Annotated in this window: 16 protein-coding genes; 7 read left to right on the top strand and 9 right to left on the bottom strand. The window is 36.9% G+C overall.

Going from position 1 to position 22,287, the window contains the following annotated elements; genetic code table 11:
- Positions 1-33 precede the first annotated feature (33 nt).
- The 3 genes from IQ31_RS11155 to IQ31_RS11165 are packed head-to-tail and all read left to right on the top strand — an operon-like array spanning position 34 to position 6,060.
- On the top strand, positions 34-1,440 hold the full coding sequence (locus tag IQ31_RS11155) for a TlpA family protein disulfide reductase (RefSeq protein WP_145328015.1): 1,407 nt from the start codon (positions 34-36) through the stop codon (positions 1,438-1,440).
- Positions 1,441-1,477: 37 nt separating this feature from the next.
- Positions 1,478-4,678, top strand: a complete 3,201-nt coding sequence (locus IQ31_RS11160) for a SusC/RagA family TonB-linked outer membrane protein (RefSeq protein WP_145328016.1) — start codon at positions 1,478-1,480, stop codon at positions 4,676-4,678.
- Positions 4,679-4,689: 11 nt separating this feature from the next.
- Complete coding sequence (locus tag IQ31_RS11165) at positions 4,690-6,060, top strand: RagB/SusD family nutrient uptake outer membrane protein (RefSeq protein ID WP_145328017.1); 1,371 nt, start codon at positions 4,690-4,692, stop codon at positions 6,058-6,060.
- Between the two features lie 64 nt (positions 6,061-6,124).
- Here the strand turns inward: IQ31_RS11165 and IQ31_RS11170 are convergent, their stop codons facing one another.
- Together IQ31_RS11170 and IQ31_RS11175 are read right to left on the bottom strand one after the other, a co-directional pair.
- Positions 6,125-6,406 carry a hypothetical protein gene (locus IQ31_RS11170; protein ID WP_145328018.1) on the bottom strand — a complete coding sequence of 94 codons (282 nt, stop codon included), beginning with the start codon at positions 6,404-6,406 and terminating at the stop codon, positions 6,125-6,127.
- A 19-nt stretch (positions 6,407-6,425) separates the two neighbouring features.
- Positions 6,426-6,956, bottom strand: a complete 531-nt coding sequence (locus tag IQ31_RS11175; RefSeq protein ID WP_145328019.1) for a MauE/DoxX family redox-associated membrane protein — start codon at positions 6,954-6,956, stop codon at positions 6,426-6,428.
- Between the two features lie 717 nt (positions 6,957-7,673).
- On the opposite strand from IQ31_RS11175, the gene IQ31_RS11180 reads away from it, so the two are divergent.
- Complete coding sequence (locus IQ31_RS11180) at positions 7,674-7,967, top strand: hypothetical protein (protein WP_145328020.1); 294 nt, start codon at positions 7,674-7,676, stop codon at positions 7,965-7,967.
- 167 nt (positions 7,968-8,134) lie between these two features.
- Here the strand turns inward: IQ31_RS11180 and IQ31_RS11185 are convergent, their stop codons facing one another.
- From IQ31_RS11185 to IQ31_RS11200, 4 genes are all read right to left on the bottom strand, one after another.
- Positions 8,135-9,079, bottom strand: coding sequence for a helix-turn-helix transcriptional regulator (locus IQ31_RS11185; RefSeq protein WP_145328021.1), 945 nt, complete (start codon positions 9,077-9,079; stop codon positions 8,135-8,137).
- 772 nt (positions 9,080-9,851) lie between these two features.
- Positions 9,852-10,454: a TetR/AcrR family transcriptional regulator gene (locus IQ31_RS11190; protein ID WP_208734222.1), complete on the bottom strand. Its 603-nt coding sequence runs from the start codon at positions 10,452-10,454 to the stop codon at positions 9,852-9,854.
- A 394-nt stretch (positions 10,455-10,848) separates the two neighbouring features.
- Positions 10,849-16,269, bottom strand: a complete 5,421-nt coding sequence (locus tag IQ31_RS11195; protein WP_145328022.1) for an N-6 DNA methylase — start codon at positions 16,267-16,269, stop codon at positions 10,849-10,851.
- Positions 16,256-16,693: a DUF1896 domain-containing protein gene (locus tag IQ31_RS11200; RefSeq protein WP_145328023.1), complete on the bottom strand. Its 438-nt coding sequence runs from the start codon at positions 16,691-16,693 to the stop codon at positions 16,256-16,258. Before IQ31_RS11200 ends, IQ31_RS11195 begins: the two co-directional genes overlap by 14 nt.
- Positions 16,694-16,913: 220 nt before the next feature.
- On the opposite strand from IQ31_RS11200, the gene IQ31_RS11205 reads away from it, so the two are divergent.
- From IQ31_RS11205 to IQ31_RS11215, 3 genes are all read left to right on the top strand, one after another.
- Positions 16,914-17,108, top strand: coding sequence for a hypothetical protein (locus IQ31_RS11205; protein ID WP_145328024.1), 195 nt, complete (start codon positions 16,914-16,916; stop codon positions 17,106-17,108).
- On the top strand, positions 17,108-17,929 hold the full coding sequence (locus IQ31_RS11210) for a hypothetical protein (RefSeq protein ID WP_145328025.1): 822 nt from the start codon (positions 17,108-17,110) through the stop codon (positions 17,927-17,929). Before IQ31_RS11205 ends, IQ31_RS11210 begins: the two co-directional genes overlap by 1 nt.
- 65 nt (positions 17,930-17,994) lie before the next feature.
- Positions 17,995-18,171 (top strand): histone H1, encoded by a 177-nt coding sequence (locus IQ31_RS11215; protein ID WP_145328026.1) that lies wholly within the window; start codon positions 17,995-17,997, stop codon positions 18,169-18,171.
- Between the two features lie 47 nt (positions 18,172-18,218).
- On the opposite strand, the gene IQ31_RS11220 is transcribed toward IQ31_RS11215, so the two are convergent.
- The 3 genes from IQ31_RS11220 to IQ31_RS11230 form a co-directional block, all read right to left on the bottom strand.
- Positions 18,219-20,318: a type IA DNA topoisomerase gene (locus tag IQ31_RS11220; RefSeq protein ID WP_145328027.1), complete on the bottom strand. Its 2,100-nt coding sequence runs from the start codon at positions 20,316-20,318 to the stop codon at positions 18,219-18,221.
- 18 nt (positions 20,319-20,336) lie between these two features.
- Entirely contained in the window at positions 20,337-21,809 is a 1,473-nt protein-coding gene (locus IQ31_RS11225; RefSeq protein ID WP_145328028.1) for a DUF3945 domain-containing protein, read from the bottom strand.
- Between the two features lie 100 nt (positions 21,810-21,909).
- The gene (locus IQ31_RS11230) at positions 21,910-22,203 is read right to left on the bottom strand and encodes a helix-turn-helix domain-containing protein (protein WP_145328029.1); all 294 of its coding nucleotides are present in this window, start codon (positions 22,201-22,203) and stop codon (positions 21,910-21,912) included.
- Positions 22,204-22,287 lie beyond the last annotated feature (84 nt).

Raw genomic sequence — 22,287 nt, forward strand, 5'->3', positions numbered from 1 at the left:
ATTTACATACAAAACCTTATTTACAAATTAGTTATGAATAAATTATTGCATAAACGAAAAGCTATTCCTTACACTTGCCACGGTTTAGCACTGGAAACCTGTAGCGGGTTCATGAATATTACTCAAAAGTATATTCTACTAGCATTTTTGCTCATGTATGTAGCCGTATTTCAGCAGGTTCATGCCCAAGTGACACCTGCAAAGGCTGCTAACAGTTTCAAACCCACTCCACTTTCTATCGGTGATCAAATACCAGATGAATTGTGGGACATACCTTTACAGGTTGTTAATCACCCTGAGGGAAAGAAGACGATCACACTTGCCGATTATAAAGGCAAGCTGATTATTCTTGATTTTTGGGCTACTTATTGCTCGCCCTGTATCAAGAATTTTCCAAAACTACACACTTTACAAAATGAATTTGGAGACAGATTAAAGGTATTAGCTGTAACTAAAGAGGACACGGATAAAATAACTAGGTTCTTTAAAACAGGAGCAGGTAAAGAACATACCAATGTCCATTCAGTGATTAACGATAGTGTTCTTTCTAAATACTTTCCTCATAAAACTGTACCACATATTGTTTGGGTTGCTCCCAATGGTAAAGTGCTAAACACCTCCCAAGCAGAAGATATAACAAAAGCCAATATACAGGCAGTTTTGGATAATCGCAAAACACAAATCCTTTCAAAAGTAGATATTGACCGTAATAGGCCACTGTTTCTTAGTGAGCATTTTACCGACAACTTAAAAATAAAATCCTATTCCATTTTTGCTAAGGGTTATTATCCGGGGCTACCGTCAGGAAATAATTTTAAGAAAACGAAAGAGGGTAAAATTTACGGCAGACAAATGACCAATGCGACAATAATGAGTATATATAATCCTATACTCTATGAATTGTTTAGTAAGAAAGGCGAACAATTTAATTCAAATCGGATAATAACAGAGGTTACGGAACCTGCATTGCTACATCTAATAAAAAAAGATGAGAAGTCCGATAAGTCCAATTTTTACAACTACGAATTGATTATTCCTGAAGAAAAAGCGGATAGCCTTTATTATTATATGCTGGCTGACCTTAACCGTTATTCGGAATACACAGGTACTATTGAAAAACGGATGGTTGATTGCCTTGTGTTGGTAAGAACTTCTAAACAGGATAAACTTAAAAGTAAGGGAGGACAGCAAAAAAACACCTTTCCTGCATCACCATCCATTCTTATTAATCAAAAAATTGAGGCAATGCTTAACCTGATAAGTGATGAAAATTTCATCACATTGCCAATCGTAGATGAAACTGGCTATAATGATAACGTCGATATTGAAGTATCCGACATTAAGAACTTAGCCAATTTTAAAAAGGAATTGAACAGATACGACCTTGACCTAATACCCGCAAAAAGAAGCCTCAATATGTTCGTCATAAAGGACAAATAGCTACTTCCATTTTTTTTTAATTTAACTCAATTGATTAATGAAATTTTTTATACTTCTTATTACAACGTCTATTATATCAGGCTCGTTATATGCCCAACAGCAAATTACGGGTAAGGTGATTAGCCCTAATGATAACACACCTATTGAAGGAGCTAGTATATCGTTACAGGGAACAAACACAATAGTCGCTACTAACAGCAAGGGCTATTTTACTATACGTACAGCAAGCGGGAGTATCGCTGTTCTAACAATTGACCATGTAGGCTACGAGCCGTCTATAGTAACAGTAAATCTACCGCAAATAGATACTCTAAAAATCCTTTTAAACCCTTCAGCCCATTTGTTGGATGAAGTCGAAGTAGTATCAACTGGATATCAGAAAATACCTAAAGAGCGGGTGACAGGCTCGTTTGCTACGGTAAGCAATGAACTGTTTAACCAGCAGGTTGGTACAGACATCCTTTCAAGGCTGCCAGCCATCGCCAATAGTATGGTAATGGATAATGGAAAGCAAGGTACACCACAAATGATGATACGGGGGTTAAGCACAATAAGTGGACAGAAAGACCCTCTTATAATCTTAGACAATTTTCCGTATGACGGTGATTTAACCAATATCAATCCCAATATTGTAGAAAACATAACCATACTGAAAGACGCATCGGCTTCCAGCATTTGGGGAGCAAGGGCGGCAAATGGTGTTATTGTTATTACAACTAAGAGCGGACGTTTTAACCAACCAATTACAGTGTCGTTTAATTCCAACCTTACAATCGGTGCAAAGCCCGATTTAGGATATATCCGTCAAATGTCGTCCAGTGATTATATTGATGTTGAGCAAGAATTGTTTAACAGAGGTTACTACAATAGCGATATTAATTCAACAAGCCACCCAATAATCAGTCCGGTAGTTGACCTTTTGGAAAAGGCTCGCACTGGAGCATTAACACAGGAGCAGGCACAGCAGCAAATAGCTGCTTTGAAAACCGTGGATGCAAGAAAACAATTCAATCAATATATGTACAAGCCTTTGGTGAACCAGCAATACTTTTTAAGTGCGCAAGGCGGAGCAGACAAATTTTCGTGGACATCATCGGTAGGTTACGACCACAATAAAAGCAACTTAGGAGCTACTTATCAGCGTATTAATATCCGCTTCCAAAATACGTATCGTCCTATCAAATATCTTTCTCTTAGTACAGGACTGTATTATACTCAAAACCAAAATAAATCGGGTCGATTGGGATACAATGATGTGTACATGAAAGGTAGTGTTTTACCTTATATGCAGATGGCTGATGTTAACGGTAATGCCGTCCCTGTTGCAAAGAACTACAATCAAAGCTATATTCAAGATTTCGGTAATGGAAAATTGCTCGACTGGAATTATTACCCGCTTACAGATTGGCAACACCAAACATCCAGTGGCACTGTTTCGGATATACTTGCTACTGCTACTCTCGATTATCAAATCATAAAGGGTTTGAATGCAACCTTAAATTACCAGTACGAAAGACAAGTTGGTACAAACACTAACCTTGCTGATGAAAAGAGTTATATGGCAAGGGACTATATCAATCGTTTCTCTCAACTCGTGAATGGGAATGTAGTTTACATTGTACCCAATGGCGGTATATTGGATAAGTCTAATAATGCTCTAAACGCAAATAATGTACGGGGTCAACTGAACTTTGATAACACCTATGGTAAGCAGAACATAACAGCCTTAATTGGTGGTGAAGCACGTTCCGCTCATACGCAATCAAATCAGGCACGCTTTTACGGTTACGACCCTAACACTTTAACGACGGGCAATGTGGATTTTACAAAAACATACCCAACGATTATTAGTGGGAACGCAGATTTAATTCAAAAAGGTCAATATCTCCGTGAAACGAGTACGAGGTTTATATCTTACTTCGCCAATGCTGCTTACACGTTTGACAATAGGTATGTCGTATCGGCAAGCGCCCGCCGGGATGCAAGTAATCTTTTCGGGTTAAAAACCAACGACCAATGGAACCCTTTTTGGTCGGCAGGTCTTGCATGGAAACTTTCAAACGAAAAATTTTATAAAGTTGATTTTTTGCCTTACCTCAATCTTCGGGCGACTTATGGTCTTAGTGGCAGTATTGATCCCGCAATGGTTGCAGTCAATACAATTTGGTATCCTAACAATGTAAACATTTTTACAGGTGCAGCATACGCACAGTTTAATAATTACTACAATCCCTTATTAAAATGGGAAACCTCGAAAATGCTCAATCTTGCGGTAGATTTTCGTTTGAGAAATGACCGTTTGACAGGTTCAATAGAGTATTATCACAAAAAAGGTATTAATCTTTTTGGGATGGCTCCAATGGATTACACCACAGGAGTTGACCCATATATGTTACGGAATGTAGCCAGTATGAAAGGAGACGGGTGGGATCTTCAACTTAAAAGTGTAAACATAGACCGTGCATTTAAGTGGAGTACAATATTGAATTTTAGTTTATACAAGGATAAAATTGTTAGTTATCAAATAGAAAGAACATTGGCACAGGAATATGTAAATGTTTCATCGCCGCCTATCTCCGGAATTGAGGGAAATCCCGTGTACGCAATTTATGCTTATAAATGGGCTGGACTTGACCCCAATACAGGTGAAGCGCAAGGATACCTTAATGGTGAAGTAAGTAAAGATTATAGTAGTATTGTAGGCACTGGCACTAAAGTAGAAGACCTCGAATACTTTGGTTCTTCTATTCCGACTAAATTCGGCTCTTTAATCAATGCCGTATCGTACAAAAATATCAGCTTGCAAGTTGGCGTATCGTTCAAATTTGGGTATTGGTTCAGACGGAACTCTATTAACTATACCAATCTATTTTATAGCTGGCAGGGACATTCCGACTACGCACTACGTTGGCAAAAACCGGGCGATGAAACTCATACCAATGTACCTGTAAATCTATATACAACAGACCTTAATCGGGACGCCTTTTATGATGGTTCCAGCGTTTTGGTGGAAAAAGGCGACCATATCAGGCTCCAATATATCAATCTTGTTTACGACTTTTTAATGCCAGCAAACAAAATAAAAGGCATCAAAGGATTGCAGGTATTTTTCAATGCAACTAATCTTGGGGTATTATGGAAAGCTAATAAAGCAGGCATTGACCCCGACTTTAGCTTAGGTTATTTCAACCTTAAAACCCCTGCAAATTATTCACTTGGTCTTAAAGCCAAACTATAAAAGATATTACAATGAAAAAGAATACTCAAATAATAACATTTCTATTGTTGCTAACAATGCTTTTTTCAGGATGCGAAAAGTTTCTTGAAGAAAAATCGGATAAGAGTTTAGCCATACCAACAACTCTACGTGACCTGCAATCTCTACTGAATAATGCCTATGACGTTAATCACCTTTTTTGCTCAATGGGGGAAGCAAGCTGTGATGACCATTTTTTAAAGGATGCAGATTATAACGGGTTATATTATGAAAGTGACAAACGACAGTACACATGGCAGCCTGATTATGTAACCCGTCCTATGTCCTCGGCAGGTGATGAATGGTATAATTGTTACAAGATAATTTACATCTGCAATTCCGTTTTGCTAGGACTTGAAGAAAACAAGTTGACCGGACAAGAGGCAGATTATGTTAAAGGACAGGCTTTGACTTTCAGGGCAGCACGCTACTTAGATGGTGTGCAAATATGGTCGCCTATTTATAATAAAGCGACAGCAAATGCCGACTTAGGCATGGTGCTACGGTTAGACCCTGATATAAATATTCCGTCTGTAAGGTCGTCCGTACAGGAAACCTATGACTTGATATTAAAAGACCTTAATGATGCACTTCCATTGTTACCAGCAACAAATATTTCACCTACATTGCCTACCAAAGCAGCAGTTTATGGATTGTTGGCAAGGGCACATTTAATAATGGGTAATTATGCAAATTCTTTGGAGAATGCCGAAAAAGCATTTGAAATCAGTAATGAATTGATTGACTTTAACGGTTTAAATCCAAATGCAAACTACCCAATTCCAGCAGTAAATCAAATAAGTAAGGAAATCGTATTTCAAACACGGATGTTTTCATCTGCCATTAACAACTTCAATATTGCGAGAATATCGTTATCACTGTATAACCTTTATAATGACGGTGATTTAAGAAAGACGATATACTTCCGTAAAGTCGCTGATGGGGAGTATAGATTTAAAGGTACTCATACAAGTGGAACTGCACTTATTACAGGAATTACAACAAGTGAATTGCTTCTCATTATTGCGGAATGTAATGCCCGTTTGGAGAAACTTGCCGATGCTGCAAATGCGCTGAATAAATTACTAATAAAGCGATGGAGTGTTAATCAATTTGTACCTTACTCGTTTACCAATGAAGACGTTGCACTGAACACGATTTTAGTTGAAAGAAGAAAAGAATTAGTATATCGTGGGCTTAGATGGTCGGATATTAAGAGGTTGAACCGGGACGGATTTAATATAAAATTGACACGGACAGTTAACGGTCAAACCATAACAATGCCGCCCAATGATTTACGCTATGCCATTGCCATTCCTGAAACGGTAATAGAAATTGGCGGAATACAGCAAAATCCAAGATAAATTATAAAAGTAAAAAAGGGGCGAAATGTATTGCCCCTTTTCATTTTGAAATGCTCTTGTAAAATTATTCCCGTTTACTATCAACAATAGCCAAAACTTGTGGATTGGTTTTTCCATTCAGCTTGCTTTGTAAGTCCATCGCATTTTCTGCCGTTATCTGGCAGGGTTTATCTTCACCTGTACCACAAGGCTCTGATGAAGTACCGGGTTGCCAATTGCCAACAGTGGCGAATGCACCGGCAGCTGTACTTTCACTATCATAGTGATAGACAGTTGATGTGCTTGCCATTTTAAACGACATCGTCACTCCTGCAATTACTACTGCAGCTAGCATAAATAAGTTCATTTTTAAATTTTTCATTTTGTTAAATTTTTAGATTAAAATAAATGCTTTTTTCATATTGTCTTTTGGCCGACCCGCCCTCGGTAGTTTCGCCTCCCGCTTTACTGCCTCGTGATTTGTACCATAAGTAGAGTCCCCAACCACTTGATCCTAAAAAGAATAGGTTGAAGAAAAAGTGCTGTAGCCAGCTCATTCCGCTGATTACGGATCCACATCCGCAGGGAAGTTTTTCCCATGCACCAAGTAAGGCTGTACCAATGTATCCCGTAAACGCTAACATAAGAGCGGTAGAAAGTAGTAATCCGAATCCCCTTGATTTTTTAAACAAAAGGGATATTACTAAGGTGCATTCTAAGGTTGGCAGCGTGTAGATTAAGATGTTGCCAATAGTATTTGAAAACGGTTGGTTGAGTATTCCGGATTTAAACGCCGAAAAATCTATAAGTTTATCGATACTTACCGGAATCCACAAAAACATTAACACCAACACCATAACATCTAGTGATCTGTTTTTCCATTTTGGGTTAGCTATATGTTTTGCTTTCGTTTCCATTGCCTAAAGGTTTTATAAGCTTAATCTTATGAAACAAATTTCAATGAATAAATTTATACTGGAAACAGAAAAACGGTAAAAATAAACGCACAAATTGATGTTAATGTTTCCGTATTTTCCTAAAAGGGATAAAATCCTTAGTCATTAACAGGTTGTAGTTCCTGTTTAATTATTCTTCAAAAGTTTGTCGTAGATCCAATAAGGGGACTTTTATCTTAATAACCAACTTTCTTATAAACACCTCTCACAGTAGTACTCCATTGTTCTATTATAAAGGATGTTTATACTATGTATTATAGCAAAAGAGGGATGAATAATCCAGTTGAAATTAATTCGATATTAAAAGACAACAAGATCTCCAATATCTTAGAAATAATTATTATTGCACACGCTTTTCACTTGCTTTTGTCAATATGCCTGTTGACAATAATTTTTATTAAGGTATTTAAATTACAGGATAGTGTTAATTTTTACATTTATTTTGTTGATGGAAATAAAAAGAATTTCTTTGATCGTGTACTTAAATTTTGGGAATACCTCACCATTTTATGGACTGCTTTTTATATCTCGATTATATACAGTTCAATTTAAGTATAATACACAGTTTCGTTTTATATGTGGCTTTAATGATGGAATGGTTCCATTTTGCTTAAATATTCTATGAAATTAAACCGATCTAATGCTATAGGGGTTTATATATTTGTTAAAACAATACTTATGACATTAGAAAAGTTTAAAATTGCAATTAAAGACAAGACCTTTAGGTCTTCAGTAGGAGACTTTATCTATCGCTTTATACCAGAAAATACATTACAGGTAAATGGTAATATGGCAAATTCTGTCCATTATTCTATAGGTGGAAACGATGATGAGTTTATTTTTAATCACAACAATTTATTTGGCAGCGAACCCTATATTATTGAGGTAAATACCACAAACACCGGTCTTTTTCAACTTACTTTAAAAACTCAGTTTACTAATGTATTGAAAGATATCTGGACGCAGGTATAAGTGCTTCTTTTCTAAGGTTTGTTAAGCACCCTATTACTTAGCAAACCTTAATAGGTAGAAAATGAAAATGTTACTTTTAAGATCTTCTGTGATAACGTTTGTGCCAAATGCCTTTAACAACAGTTGATAATTAAAAAAAGCATTAGCCTTTTCAAATGCGCATCTTTTTAATTCTTCTTCAAGAATTTCGTATAGGCGTACCGGAATGAGCTTTCATCTTTATAACCAACCTCATAAAAGACATCTTTCATTAGCATTTTCTGAGTTTCAATCAGATATTTTGCTTTTTCCAAACGTAGCTTAGTATAATAACCATGGATTGTAACATGGAATTCGCATTTGAATTGATTTCTTAAAGTTCTTTCTGTAAAACAAAATAGCTCGGCAAGATTTCCGCAACTTAGTTTCTGGTCAGTAAAGTTTTCATCTAAATATTTTTTAACGCAGTAAACTCTCATGCGCTCTCTATCTTTTAGTGAGGTATGGTAGTACTCAAGTGCCAACGAAATATATAATCTTAATAGACCATCTATAGCAGCTTTGTTGCCTTTGGTAAAACTGTAAATCTCCTGAAGCCAGGTATGTACTTTTTTATCCATCCTGCAATGAGGCAATACCTTAAAAAATTGGGGTAGCTCTTCAAATTCCTGGATAAATCTTTTTAGAATATGAAAATCATCTGCAAATTGCTTTATCCATGCAAGTTCAATAGAAATTACCAGACCTATATGCTGTCCTTTTCCAGCATTGGCTGTTATAGTACAGGGTAAATTATAGGACATATAAAAATTATTTGCTTTCACTTGTGTGATTTGTTCTCCATTATGGATCCGAAATGTGACATTTCCAGCCAATAAGAAATAAAAGAAAATTTGTCTTCTGTTAATTTTAAGCTTAATAGAGAATGCGGTGTCTGATATATATTCAATTAGATCAAATTGAAATGGTTTTAGACTTAATTTCTGCGATAGCATTCTGCCTCTCCGAAACTCATATAGCACAGCTTCATCTGCAACCAATAAAGGATATTGGATCCAGTCGGGAATATCATTCAGAACATTGCTCGTTTTTTTAACTTTATTCTGAAACAAATAAGTGTATGCTTCTTCCATAAATCAAGCCTTCAATCCAGAAATTGCTATTTTGAAGGATTAAATACTTGGGGGCAGTTTAATAGCCTTTAAGTTTTGTACTTCACTTGCTTAATAGCTGATTTAGATATTTTCAATATGTTAATTTTCAGTTAGTTAATACTATAAAGCAAAGTTTAGATATTCTAACGAATTAAAAACCCAAGTTACCCCCAACTTGGGGAATATTTTTTATGTATTCACTGAATTACATAGATTTGGATGAATGAGCTATCGGTATGTATTTTTTTTAATTACTAATGAACCGAATTTTAGTATTGTTAGCTGTATTTGCTTCTATGTAAGAAAATATTCGGATTTTGAACTCATTTATGTCAATGAAATTGTATCGTCTCCTTTTAATTATAAGCCAAGAAGATGTTAGGATACGTTACATTGAGGATGGAAAATAGTATGGAACCTTAATAGAAAAAACCCAAGTTATGAGATTTAAATTCTTGTCAGTTGTTCCTTACTCCATGAAGTTTAATTTCACAAAATCTTGTAAAGTGTGATAGTATTTAACTTTTATTTCTTGTACAGATACGCCTGTTTAGCTCATTTTGTAACGTGGCTACTGTGCGCTCATATTCTAAAATCCTACACGCTACAAAATACTTCCAAGAATTATTAATGGTGAAAGTAAATATACGTGGATTACCCATCCTGATCGATGTATGCCAATGGCGCAATCTTATTTTTCTACCTAATAAAGTATTCTTTATCCAAATAATCTAGAGAGTTCGGAGTATAATTAGGCTTTTAGCTCTTTGATGATTTTTTTTAAAAATCGCATCGCCATATTTAACTCAGTTAATTGTTTTGTTACTTGAGCCAGCATAATTGCTCCTTCCATCATTGATATCATAATGACAGCAACCTCGGCAGAATTAACGTCACTTTTAATCTCCTTTCTGTCTACGCCACGTTTAATTTCCCCCTTAATTTTCTCTCTACAGAATGTCAAAGCATTTCTCACTCGTTCTCTTAATAAGGGATGAGTGTCATCTACTTCTGTTGCCATATTTAAGATAGGGCAACCAGCCTGGAGAAAAGTGAATTTCAAGTAACTGGCATATACATTTGGAAAAACTAATAATCGCTCAATTGAATCATCAATGCTAGAAATTTTTGTGCAATAATAATCGCTTATAGATTTAAAATTGTAGTCAAATGCAGCCAGCGCGACTTCATCTTTAGTTAAAAAATTGGCATAAATACTACCTCTTGAAAGACCTGTTGCCCTTTGAATATCATTGATCGATGTTCCAGAATAGCCCTTGGTGTTGAATATAGGTGCTGATCTTTCGATGATCAATTGTTTGGTACGCCCTGCTTTAGTCATTTTAGTTTCCATATCTTCCAGGTATTTTAATCAATACAAATTTAGATAAAATACCAATTGGTTTTAATTAGACCAAACTTAACTTTTCAGCATTTTAATCGAAAATAAAAGTTTTTAAAATAGAATAGGCTGTCTCAAATTTAATGAGACAGCCTATGAAATTCTTAGCCTTAAACCGAAATAGGTTTATACTTCCTTTTTAAGAGTTTTGTTTATTCTTCTTTCTAAATCCTGAAGATGGTATTTGTCTAAGTCTGTAGTCACTTTGGGAAGAGCAGATTTAATTTCTTTTTGAAGCTTGATCAAATCTGCATTCACTACTGAAAATACATCTGTATCTAAGGTTCCTTCTTCTTGTGAGTTTAAAATATCTAGAATTGCCCCTAAATTGACTCTTGTAAAATAATTACATTATCCTTTTAAACGGCATCACAGTGTTTTTTACTGTTGTTTCTTCTATAGTTTGTGTTTCTTTATTGTCAACCTTTTCGTGAGATGTGATACTCAATTGAATTTTTCTATCTATCGCGGCAAGTTCGGTTTTAAGTTCCGTCAACCGATTTTCTTTTGTCCAAACGCCATTAACAATTTCCTGAAGTACCGGGATATCTTTTTGGGCATTGTATACTTTTTTTTGTTCCTGTTCCATAAGGCCAGGTATTTTATTCAGGGCATTCATAAAATTGGTAGCAGCCAATTTATGGTCAGATGCTATCTGCCCATTGTTAAATGTGTATTTAATATTTCCTTCTCCTTGTACAAAAAATCTATTATCTCTTTCCAATTTGGTCGTGTCTTCTGTTAATTCGGTTTTTACCAATAATCTAAAGCCGTAAAGACTGCCTATTTCTTCATATTCTCCAGCAGTTCGGGCTTTTTCAGATAATTCGTTCAGTTTTGTTCCAATCTGTTTTATATCAGCATTGGAAGTAAGCCCAATGAGTTGAACCGGGTTGAGTATATTCCCTTCTGCTGTTTTCTGTAAACGTTTTTGCAAATTTTCCCAGTCTACTGTCATGCGGTCCAAACGTGATTGACTGGTTTCCATAATTTGCTGGGCATCTTCCAATTTATATTTTGAGCTGAACTTGGAACGGTTAAATGCTTGTTTTTCACTTTCCAGTCCTGCAACCTGTTTTTCCAGTTTTGCTTTGTCAAGCAGATCTGTGTTACCCGATAAAATAGCGACATATTCGGAGAAGTTCATGCCCGATTTTTCATCCATACTACCTTCATCTATAGTTCGTTTTCCTAGATTATTGTTCTTTAACTGATCGATAAATAACTGTTTGTTGTAAAGAAGATTGAACTTATAGCTGTCCAAAGATTTCTCAACGGCATAGATGATAACGTCAACCTTGTTTTCTGCAAAGAATTTAGCAATCTCATTGCCTTTACGGATGGCACGGCCATCTCGTTGCGCCAGATCACTAGGTCGCCACGGTGTATCAAGATGATGAACCGCCACGGCTCTTTTCTGTGCATTTACACCAGTGCCAAGCATATCGGTAGAACCAAAAAGGATACGAATACTACCATCATTCATTCCATTGATAAGATCCTTACGTTGCTTGTCATTTTTAGCTTCCTGTATAAAACGGACCTCCTTTGCTGGAATGCCATGGTCTTCAACTAGCTTGCGTTTAATTTCAGAGTATACATTCCAGTCACCTGGTTTATATGTTCCCAAATCTGAAAACACGAATTGTGTTCCATTTTGCGCATCGAAGCGGGTATAATATTCGGCTAGCTTAGAGGCGCATTGTGAAGCTTTGTTATTGGGATGATCCTCGTAGTGTGGACTAATCATCCGCATATCCAACGACATCTTGCGGGCATAATCTGTTGCAATAAGCATTTTAGCTTTTTCTTCACTGTCGCTTAAAGGTGCACGTCCAAGAAGTTCGGCATTTCCTGTCTTGGCAAATTCCATCAATTTACCGATAAAGATTTCTTGTTCCGGTGAAGGGGGGATGTTGTGAAGAATTTCCTTTTTCTCCGGACGGTCTATTCCAATATCTTTGGCAGTACGATAGTCAGTAATTTCAGAATAGAACTGGGCCAGCTCAGGAACCTTAATGAAATAACGGAAACGCTCTTTGGAAACAATATTGTTTGCCACCGAAAATTCGTAATCGGTAGTCTTTCTCGCAAAAATAGCCGACCAGGCATCAAAGCAATTAATACCTTGTTTTTCCATGGCCTGTGGGCGCAGGTATTTAAATAGCAAATAAAGTTCGGTGAGCGAATTGCTGATTGTTGTACCGGAGAGGAAGGTCGCACCTAGATCTTTTTCAGTACGTTCCTGAATGGTGCGGATAGCAAAAAGCAAGTTCATTGCCTTTTGGCTTCCTGCCATATTGCCAAGTCCGGCAACTCGCTCATGTCGGGTATTAAACATAAGGTTTTTAAACCGATGACTTTCGTCAACCAATAAATGATCGATTCCCATCATCTTAAAATCTACCATATCATCTTTACGGTTCTCAATATCGTGTTCGAGCGTTTTAAGTTTTACTTCAAGGTTTTGTTTACGGATGATAACTCCTTTAAGCATTCCTCTTGATATCTCATTGCCCTGTGCTTCTAAAGCAGAAAGGTTATCTTCTACATTGTCCAGTTCTTTTTGAAGGATTTCCTTTTGTAATTCGGGTGATTGGGGAATCATTCCAAACTGATCGTGTGTTAGTATTACACAGTCCCAATCATTGTTTTTAATATCCCCAAAAATCCTTTGTCTTTTCTGTGGTGTAAAATCCTCCTTACCCGGATAAAGGATTTTTGCATGGGGATAAGCCTTACGGTAGGTTTCAGCAATTTCGTGTACGTTGGCTTTAAGTCCGATAATCATCGGTTTGTGTGCCATGCCCAATCTTTTCATCTCCTGTGCTGCGGTACACATTATCAACGTTTTTCCGGCACCCACTTCATGGTCGCAAATGGCACCACCATTTAATTTAATCATCCAAACGGCATCCTTTTGACTTGCATATAGGTCTTCAATACCAAGTGCTTTTCTATCCAGTCCGGGAAACTCTTGATGGCTACCATTGTATACGGGACGTACAAAACAATTGAACGTATCGTTGTATTTATTGGTCAAACGCGTTTTGAATTCATCATTTTGACTGTGTAGCCATTCGGTAAAGGCTGTACGTATTTCATCAATCTTCGTGTTTGCCATTTGTATGGCTTCCATATCTCTTACCTTTACTTCATTATCTCCAATGGTTACTTTTTTTGTTATATCAGGGGTTGTATTAACTAGCGCATGTTTCAGTAATGCGATTCCATCATAAGTTCTACTTTGGGATTTAATAGCATATTTGTCCCAGATATGTACATTTTTACTACTACAACTAATATTGAAATCGTCTGAACTCTCCGAATAATGAATGCGAACTTCTGTATCGAACAGATGTGAAGCAAAACGCGCGTAGATACCCGTCGGTATCCAGCGTTCACCGAGATTAAAATCCAGTTCTTCAAACTCTATTCGCCTTGGCCGGGCTTCTTCCAGAGCTGTTAAACTTAATTTTGCTTCTGCGTCATTGGGGTTTCTTTCCAGGTAAGTTTTTACTTGTTCGGCTTTTTCTACTACATTACCGGAAACCCATCTTTCGGTAATTTCATACTCGTTTTCCAGTGGATTAAAGAAAATACGTCCATCGAGTGCTGATTTCAGTTCGTCTTTCAGCATCCCACTTATTTCCGACATATAGGACAGGTCTATATTGCCATATTTATTGAGAGAAGAAGCCAATGCCTCATCTGGATTATCAGTAGCAAGTACCGCAGTTGAAAATGTTACTGGACGGCTAAATATATCAGCTTTATGAATCACACCACCCACTACTCGTTCCAGGTAAGGAACTTCCTTTCCGGCACTATCTGTCTTGATTAATTTAATGTTTTCTGCTGCATTTAGGTTCCCATATTTTCTGATATAGGTATCATATAGCCTGTTCAGCGTTTCACGATTATCTTTATTTTCTATTTTATACTTTGCTTCATGGTTGTACAAGTGATGGTAAACATCACGAAGTTCAACATAAGCAATTGCCCTAGCTTTCTGTAATTGCGGAAGCTCCAGTGGATAGAATGTAGCTTTCCCCGCTTTTGTATCTACTTTTTGCAGATGCCCAACAAAACCGCCATCTACCGCCAGACTATCATTGCGATGGAAAGAAAATATTTCTCCTGTATAAGGACCTGGGGCTGGAGGTAATACGGTAAGTACTGCAGTTGCACTAGTGGCAAAGCCTTCTTTTTCCACCTGTGGTTGAGAAAAAAGGTCGGCATAGACCACATTTGAAGAACGATTGGTTTCATTATTTTGAGCTGATTTTGTCTTACTTGTCTTATTCGTACTAGTAATTGGTACGCTATCGAATAGACCAGGCTGTTTTCGGGTAACGATACGCTTGGCACCGGAAGCTTTCTTTTTTGCTTTAGCCGGCGTAGCAGCAATAACTGCTGAAGGAGCCTGTCCAAAAAGATCAAATAGGCTTAGTTGAACTTCTTGTTCTATTTCTGTTGATTGTTCAATATCGCTTTTTAAAGGAACAACTTGTAAAGGCGGTGTCGGAGATAATCCTGAAATCTGAAGTGAAGTCTCTGATGCAGGAGGTAAAAAAGGTTGCTTGAATTCCAGGTATTCAGATTGCTTCCCATAATAGAGGTTTCTATCTAGTTTTAGTGAAATATCCTCATTAAGCATTCTTTTTAAGTCTCTTGCTATGCCTTCAATACCTTCAGCATGCATTTGTACGATGCCAGGTTTCCCATACATATCTGTAGACTCGAACAGATCCGTGTATACCACCCGCTCATTTGTTGCAAAAAGAGCATTATTATCTCTTTGACCATATTGCGTAACGATGGAGCGACAGAAGTCCTTTTCTGTTTCCGTAAGTTCTTGTTTGGCTGTGTTCTTTTGAAGAATAATTAAATCGCTTCCAACTTCGGTACCTGCATGATCGGTAAAAACGTTATTAGGCAAACGTATAGTTGAAACAAGATTATGATCTTTCATCAATGCCTCACGGATAGCACGATTATTTGAACTGTTCAGTACTCCTTGTGAAGTAATATATGCCAGGACACCTCCATCGCGAAGCATGTCAGATCCCTTTAAAAAGAAATAATTATGAATGCTTCGTGCGGCCTGAATCCGTGCTGGATCTTTCCCCCGCGAATAGCTAAGATCAAATATAGATGTGTCACCAAATGGAATATTGCTAACCACCAGATCGTAACTGTTTTTTTCTCCTTCTGGGATTTCCTCAAATCCTTGTATATATGTATTAACTTCCGGATAGATTTGTTCTAAAATTTTTCCCGTGAGCAGGTCCTTTTCGTAAGCTGATATATCAGGGATGGTCCCAAATGTATTATTGAAAGACTCAATAAAAGCGCCTGATCCAGCAGAGGGTTCCAGCATTCTGTCTACTTCAATACCTTTTTCTTTCAGAACTTCAGCCAAAACATCTATTATCTGTGGCGGAGTATAAAATGCGGTAAGAACAGAATTGCGCATACTTTCTACGTAGCGACGATATTGCTTATCATCCGTAGAATTTTCCTTTAGTACCTCGTGTAGTTCCTGAGTAATTGTAAATAATGAATGATCTGATTTGCGCCAACGATTGATATCAATCGCGTTTTCCGTGGGATTAAGCACAAACTTGAGACCGCCAAATCCGCTGTATTGCATCATTAGCAGTCTTTCCCCAGTTGTAGCTTTGCGTTTCTCCTTTTCAAGTTTAAAAGCAATCTTAAGGGCATCGATATTCAGTAGGAGATGTTGCCGTTTACTGAAGCCCATTTTCCTCAATATAGATGGCTATGGTTCCAGTAAGCTCCGTATAAAGCAGATCAAATTCATTGCTATCCGAAAAATCGTCCGTGATGTTGTATTTGTCAAATACAAATTGGCAGAGAGGCAGCATATTCAGTGCAAAAGGACGCAATGCTTCATCAGCCATAATGGTATCAAATTCATTGCAGATGACTTTGAATACCGTATCAAATCGTGAAAAATACAAGCCTTCAAAAAGGATATAATTAGCAATGTTGTCGCATTGTTCAACTGTATTTCCACTTCGAAAGGCTCCTTCATAAGCACTTGCGGCCCATTTAGATCTTTGATTGATGAATTTTGAATCCCATGCTTTTTCTGGAAAGCTGGCTGTGATTAACTCCTGTAGTTTTAATGAAAAATAAGAGAGGTCTTTTTGTGTCGTATCCATATAATAAACGTTTTATAATGTTTCTTAATGGATAAAAATAATTGACAATGGATTACGTTAGCGATTGTGGCTTTTAGTGGAATTATTTGGCTTTTATTGGCTAATTTTCAATAATAATTTGATCGGTTTTTTGAAAAAAAATGATAAATTGTAGGGATAAGATTTACATTCGAACGCATCTTTTGTAAGTCATTTATTATTAATCTAATAGGATTGTTTTATGAAAATTGAAGAATTATCATTAGCCGATTTAAAAGCGGCACACGACTTTGTTTTACAGGATTTAAAAGAATTAGAAGAAAAGGCCCAGGAAAAAGGGATATTGCCAGAAAAAATAGGTTGCTACTCAGAAGTGAAAAGTGTTGAAAATAAACTCTATCATCAATTGTTAAATCTAACACGAGCACTTAAATAATGCATCCAGCCGAACAATTTAACAAAGCAAAGGCCCAGGTTTTTAGTATATATAACAGAGACGGCGATGTTCCAGCTTATAAATTATTGGAAGCTTACAGAGGCAGTCTTCCGATTACAGCTTGGTATGGACTTAAAGCAGAATTAGATTTCTACACCAAGAACAAGGATGTCTTTACACTTGATCCTGTTTTCGATTATGGGATTAAATGTGATTTTACAGGAAATATCGACGGGGTAAACAATTGTAGAATTGATATCACCACAAATCTAAATTTCAAGAAATTAAAGGATTATGATAGTATTCAACGAAAAGACAATCGAAAATATAAAATTGTTGTAATGGACAAAGATACCGGCAAGATAGCCGATATCTTTGATTTGAATTTTCCTTACGATAATTCTGGGGAAGGGAGGATGTTTGATATTGCGCTTTTCATGCCGTCTTCTAGTGGAAATGATGGACTTAGATACGACTTCCATCAAGAGATTATAACGGTTGGAACTTCTGATCCGGAGTCTGATAATAAGTTTATAACAAGCTGTACAGACTGGTACATACCTGATTTTGAGTATATGGTCTCTGAATTACCCGAAGGAATTAACATAGAGGATGAAATTTTGAAACACGCTGTATTTAGTTCGACCTCAATTGAGAAATCTACCAGTAGTCGAATTATGGCTTGTGCCCAGCCATATTTTAATATTTTTAATCCTCATACAGGAGAAGGAGAATGGATAACTAAAATCTATTGGAAGCATCCTGTTGTTGCAGACTATTTAGGAGATTATATCGAGACCGACCTAAGTGATATATTCTGAGGCTTTTAATGGATATGATTATTTTTATATATTTACCAAAGAAATTTAAAGTATAGTTTAGAAATATGAAAGAACTTATCGAAAAGATCAACGCTGAATTTGAAGCGTTCAAAGCAGACGCTGATCTGCAAATAGAAAAGGCAAATAAAGCGGCTGGAACAAGAGCCCGTAAATCGACCTTAGTGTTAGAAAAACTTCTAAAAGAATTCCGTAAGGTATCTGTGGAAGAATCCAAAAAATAGTAAAAGCTCCAATTGGAGCTTTCTTTTTTTTAAGGGATATGCAAAAATTAGTGTCGCTTTTTTTTGTCTGGCTTAAAATTGTCCTTCGGAAATTCAAAACTACTTGCTCCTTCAGCGTTCAATACAATATAAGCATCGAACTTTTTCCCAGCTTTACTTTTCATCCCTTTAATAAGGCTGGTCTTTCTTTTAGTGACCAGTAATTGAATATCTGTAATTGCCAATTGTACACCACATATATTTCGAAATTGTGTCCAGTTACAACCATCACCAGGACATTTTACTAAGCGGTCCCTTATCACGAGTTTATGATTTTTACATTTTGGGCAATCTATTGGAGGATGATCGTCATTGGTAATCGATGAACTCAATATTTCTTTCGTAATTTCGCCTGCATAATCTTCCATCTGCTTCAAAAAGAAAGCAACATCTGATTCTTTATTTTCGACTTTCTGAAGCGTTTGTTCCCATTCGGCAGTCATAGCGACGTCAGCAATCTTTTTGTCTTTAACAAGATCGTAAACCTGCAAGCCTTTGAGAGTTGGTATTACAGTTTTATTTTCTCGTTTTATGTAATCTCTTTTAAACAACGTTTCGATGATCGCAGCGCGTGTAGCAGGAGTACCAATACCTATGCCCTGAAGCGCTTTTCTACCTTCTGCGTCTTCTATTTGTTTACCTGCAGTTTCCATTGCTGCCAGAAGTCCGGCTTCGGTATAAAGTACTGGCGGTTTGGTTTTCTTTTCCAGAGCGACCGCTTCTTTAATTTTTAACTCGTCTCCAACTTTTAATTCAGGAAGTTCTTGTACAGGCTCGCTATCCTCATCTGAAAAATTTCCCCGAATTGCCCGCCAGCCCGGTTCTAAAACCTTACACCCTTTAAGTGTAAATTCATAGTGTAGGGCTTTCAGGTTAATGTCTCTTATCAACTTGTTACAAGTCTGAGATATTGATTCGAGTAACCGAAAGGCGATCATCTCATAAATTGCATTTTCTTTAGCTGATAGTGCAGATGGAATCCGATCAGTTACCAACAAACCATGATGATCAGTTACCTTAACATCATTTACAATTCTTTTGTTAAATCGTCCCCATCTGATTTTTGAGACGGCATCTTTAAATCGCTCAGTGCCATCAAGTGTGCGGATCAAATTTGGAATCTCTGCCCACATATCTTCGGGAATATACTTACTGCCGGTACGTGGATAGGTAATAAATTTATTTTCATAAAGGCTCTGGGCAATATTCAAAGTATCTTCGGCTGAAAACCCTAGTTTTTTATTAGCTTCTTTTTGGAGTCCTGTCAGGTCAAAAAGTAAAGGTGGTTGCTCCGAAACGTTCTTTGATTCTGCATTGCTTACTGTTACGATACCGTGACGTATAATAGCTTTAAGTGCATCCTCAGCAATCTGTTTGTCATTCCACTTTGTTACCGATAGACTCTTAAAGTCCACAAATTCTTTTTTGTGTTCCAGTTCTATTTGCCAGTATTTTTGTATTTTGAATCCCTTGTTCTCCATATACCGTTTACAAATAAGAGCCAAGGTTGGTGTTTGAACCCTTCCTAATGAATATACACCTCGCGATGCGGAAATGGTCAATGCCTGTGAAGCATTGATGCCGACTAACCAGTCGGCACGACTTCTTCCAACAGCAGCCAAATGTAAACTATCAAATTCATCTCCTGGCTTAAGGTTTTCTAATCCCTGCCGAATAGCTTTCTCCGTAAGTGAACTGATCCATAACCTCTCAAAAGGCTTGTCACATTTCAAGTATTCATATATGTAGCGGAATATAAGTTCTCCTTCACGACCTGCATCAGTGGCAACAATAATGCTTTGACATTTCCCAATTAGGTTTCCAATAATCTTTAGTTGTTTTGCTGCTCCGGGATCGGTAACGTACGCATTGTTTTTTCTAACTTTGCGAATCGTTAAGTTAAAAGGATTCGGCAAAATTGGTAACGATTCCTTTTGAAATCCCACAATACCGTATTCTTCTGGCATAGCCAGTCCTACAAGATGTCCCAATGCCCAGGTTACTAAATAATCCTTACCAACAAGATACCCATCTTTTTTTTCTTCAGCTCCAAGTAATAATGCTATTTCTCTAGCAACACTGGGCTTCTCTGCTATAACTAATTTCATACAATCAATTCATTAAGGTTACATTTTTCTGCCTTTTGACTTAGCTGGAGGATTCTGTTTCTGCTGTTCCTTTTGCTCTTTACTATCGGGATCTTTCTGTGCGGTTTTCAAAGGCTCCTTTATGTTTTTTGTAGATTCATTGGTTTTACCTTCAGAATTTACAGCAACCTGTGTTTTGTTTTCTTCTTTTGGCTGAACCTTTTCTTTAAGCTTATTGGGATTATCAAATGAAAATCCGGTTTTCCCGGTCTCCTTATCAAAGGTTATATAACCTTGGTATTTTTGTCCTTTTTTGTCGGTCAATCCATCCACGTAAACTGTTTGGCCTTCTTTGAACTTTTCGTACTGTTTGTCATCAAGTTCTTTACCACGAAATACTCTTGGTGCCAAATCGTTTACTTCTGATTGCTGCTGTTGCGTTTTATCTTGTTTTTGCTGTTGTGTATTACTTCTGTCAAACATAAATTCGACGTAACGTTTATCAGCATTAAACTGTACCGTGGCATTGAAAGGTTCTCCCTTTTTTGAAATCATTCCTTCGATGTAAAGAGGTTTTCCTTCCAATAGCGTTTGTTTTTGCGTATCGTCCAACTTAATACCTTTTATCTCTTCAGGTATTTTAATACGATCCGTGCGTAAGGCAATTAACTCATTTGTCAAACGGTCTACGCTGATAATAGAGGGCATTATTTCATTTGTTCTTGGATTGGTCAGATCAACCACTCGTCCCATGTTACCAGTCTTCAAAAGATTCTCTTTGTCTTCCTTACTAAATTCATGATTAAAGAATGGCAAATTAAGCTGAGGTTCCTTACGGACACCATGAATTGCTACCACTAAGTTATCTCCTTCACCTGGTTGAAGAGATAATCGAGCATCTGTTCGGGTAATCACGGTACCGAGATTTAAACTTATCGGAACAAGAACGTCTGTTTTGTAACCCTTTAACAAAGGTTCTAACAAATTCAATTTTTCGAGACGTTCTTTACTCAAACCCATTTGGGACATAGTTTCCCAATCGATCTGTTCCGGTTTGTATCGGAACTCACCATTTTCTGGTGTTTGTTGTGTTGTGTCCATATCATTTTTATTTTCTTGTTTATGATCCTTTTTATTTTCTTGCTGATTCTCTTCTTTGACTTCATATTTTGTCAATAGATTTTCTACCTTTTTATCGTGCGTGTCCACTTGTTTCTGCATCTCTGCAGCAACGTCAGTTGCGATTGGAGAGGGCACTTTAAAAAATGAGAAGTGGGTAGGGTTCTTTATCTGACGTAGAAAATTGGAGAAAAAATTGGAGAAAACATCTCCATGTTTATCGACCCGTAAAAACTGACTCTCGTTTTTCTTGTTAGGTTCTACCGTTTCCAGATTGCCGTCTTTGTCTATTCCCTTTACGGCCTGAATCTTCTTTTTGTCCTTATCGAACACGAGCAATATATCCGATAACTCATCAGGGGATTGCTTGGTATCTTTGTTTTCTTCGCTCATAACTCTGCTATTTTGTTGTTAATAAAATCGAAAATATCCATCATATTCTTTTCATCCTTCAATCTGGCATTTAGTGGCACTATTTGTCTGGCAAAGACTTTTATTTATTTAGACGAGCGTTAAAACTCTCCCTAATGAAGCGATGTATATCGGAAAGCTTATAGTAAAGTTTTCCGCTAATGGTATAATAAGGCAATTTGCCTGCAGAGCGATACCTTTGGAGTGACCGACTGCTTATTTTTAGCATCTGTAATAGATCCTGGTTGTCTAATAATTCTTCCCCATCAATGCTGCTCTTTTTCTTTTGAACATCATTGATGTGTTCATTGAGGATGTCGAATCTGTCCATGATTCGTTCCATCCATGCCATAAATTCCATTCTGTCGATGTTCATAGTTTCCAGTATTTCTATACAAAATTCTGTAGACTGGAAATCATTTTCTGCCAAGTAAAACCAATTGAAAACGACTTTTTTTTT

Origin of the sequence: Sphingobacterium siyangense, from assembly GCF_007830445.1 — a bacterium.
Lineage (GTDB): Bacteria > Bacteroidota > Bacteroidia > Sphingobacteriales > Sphingobacteriaceae > Sphingobacterium > Sphingobacterium siyangense.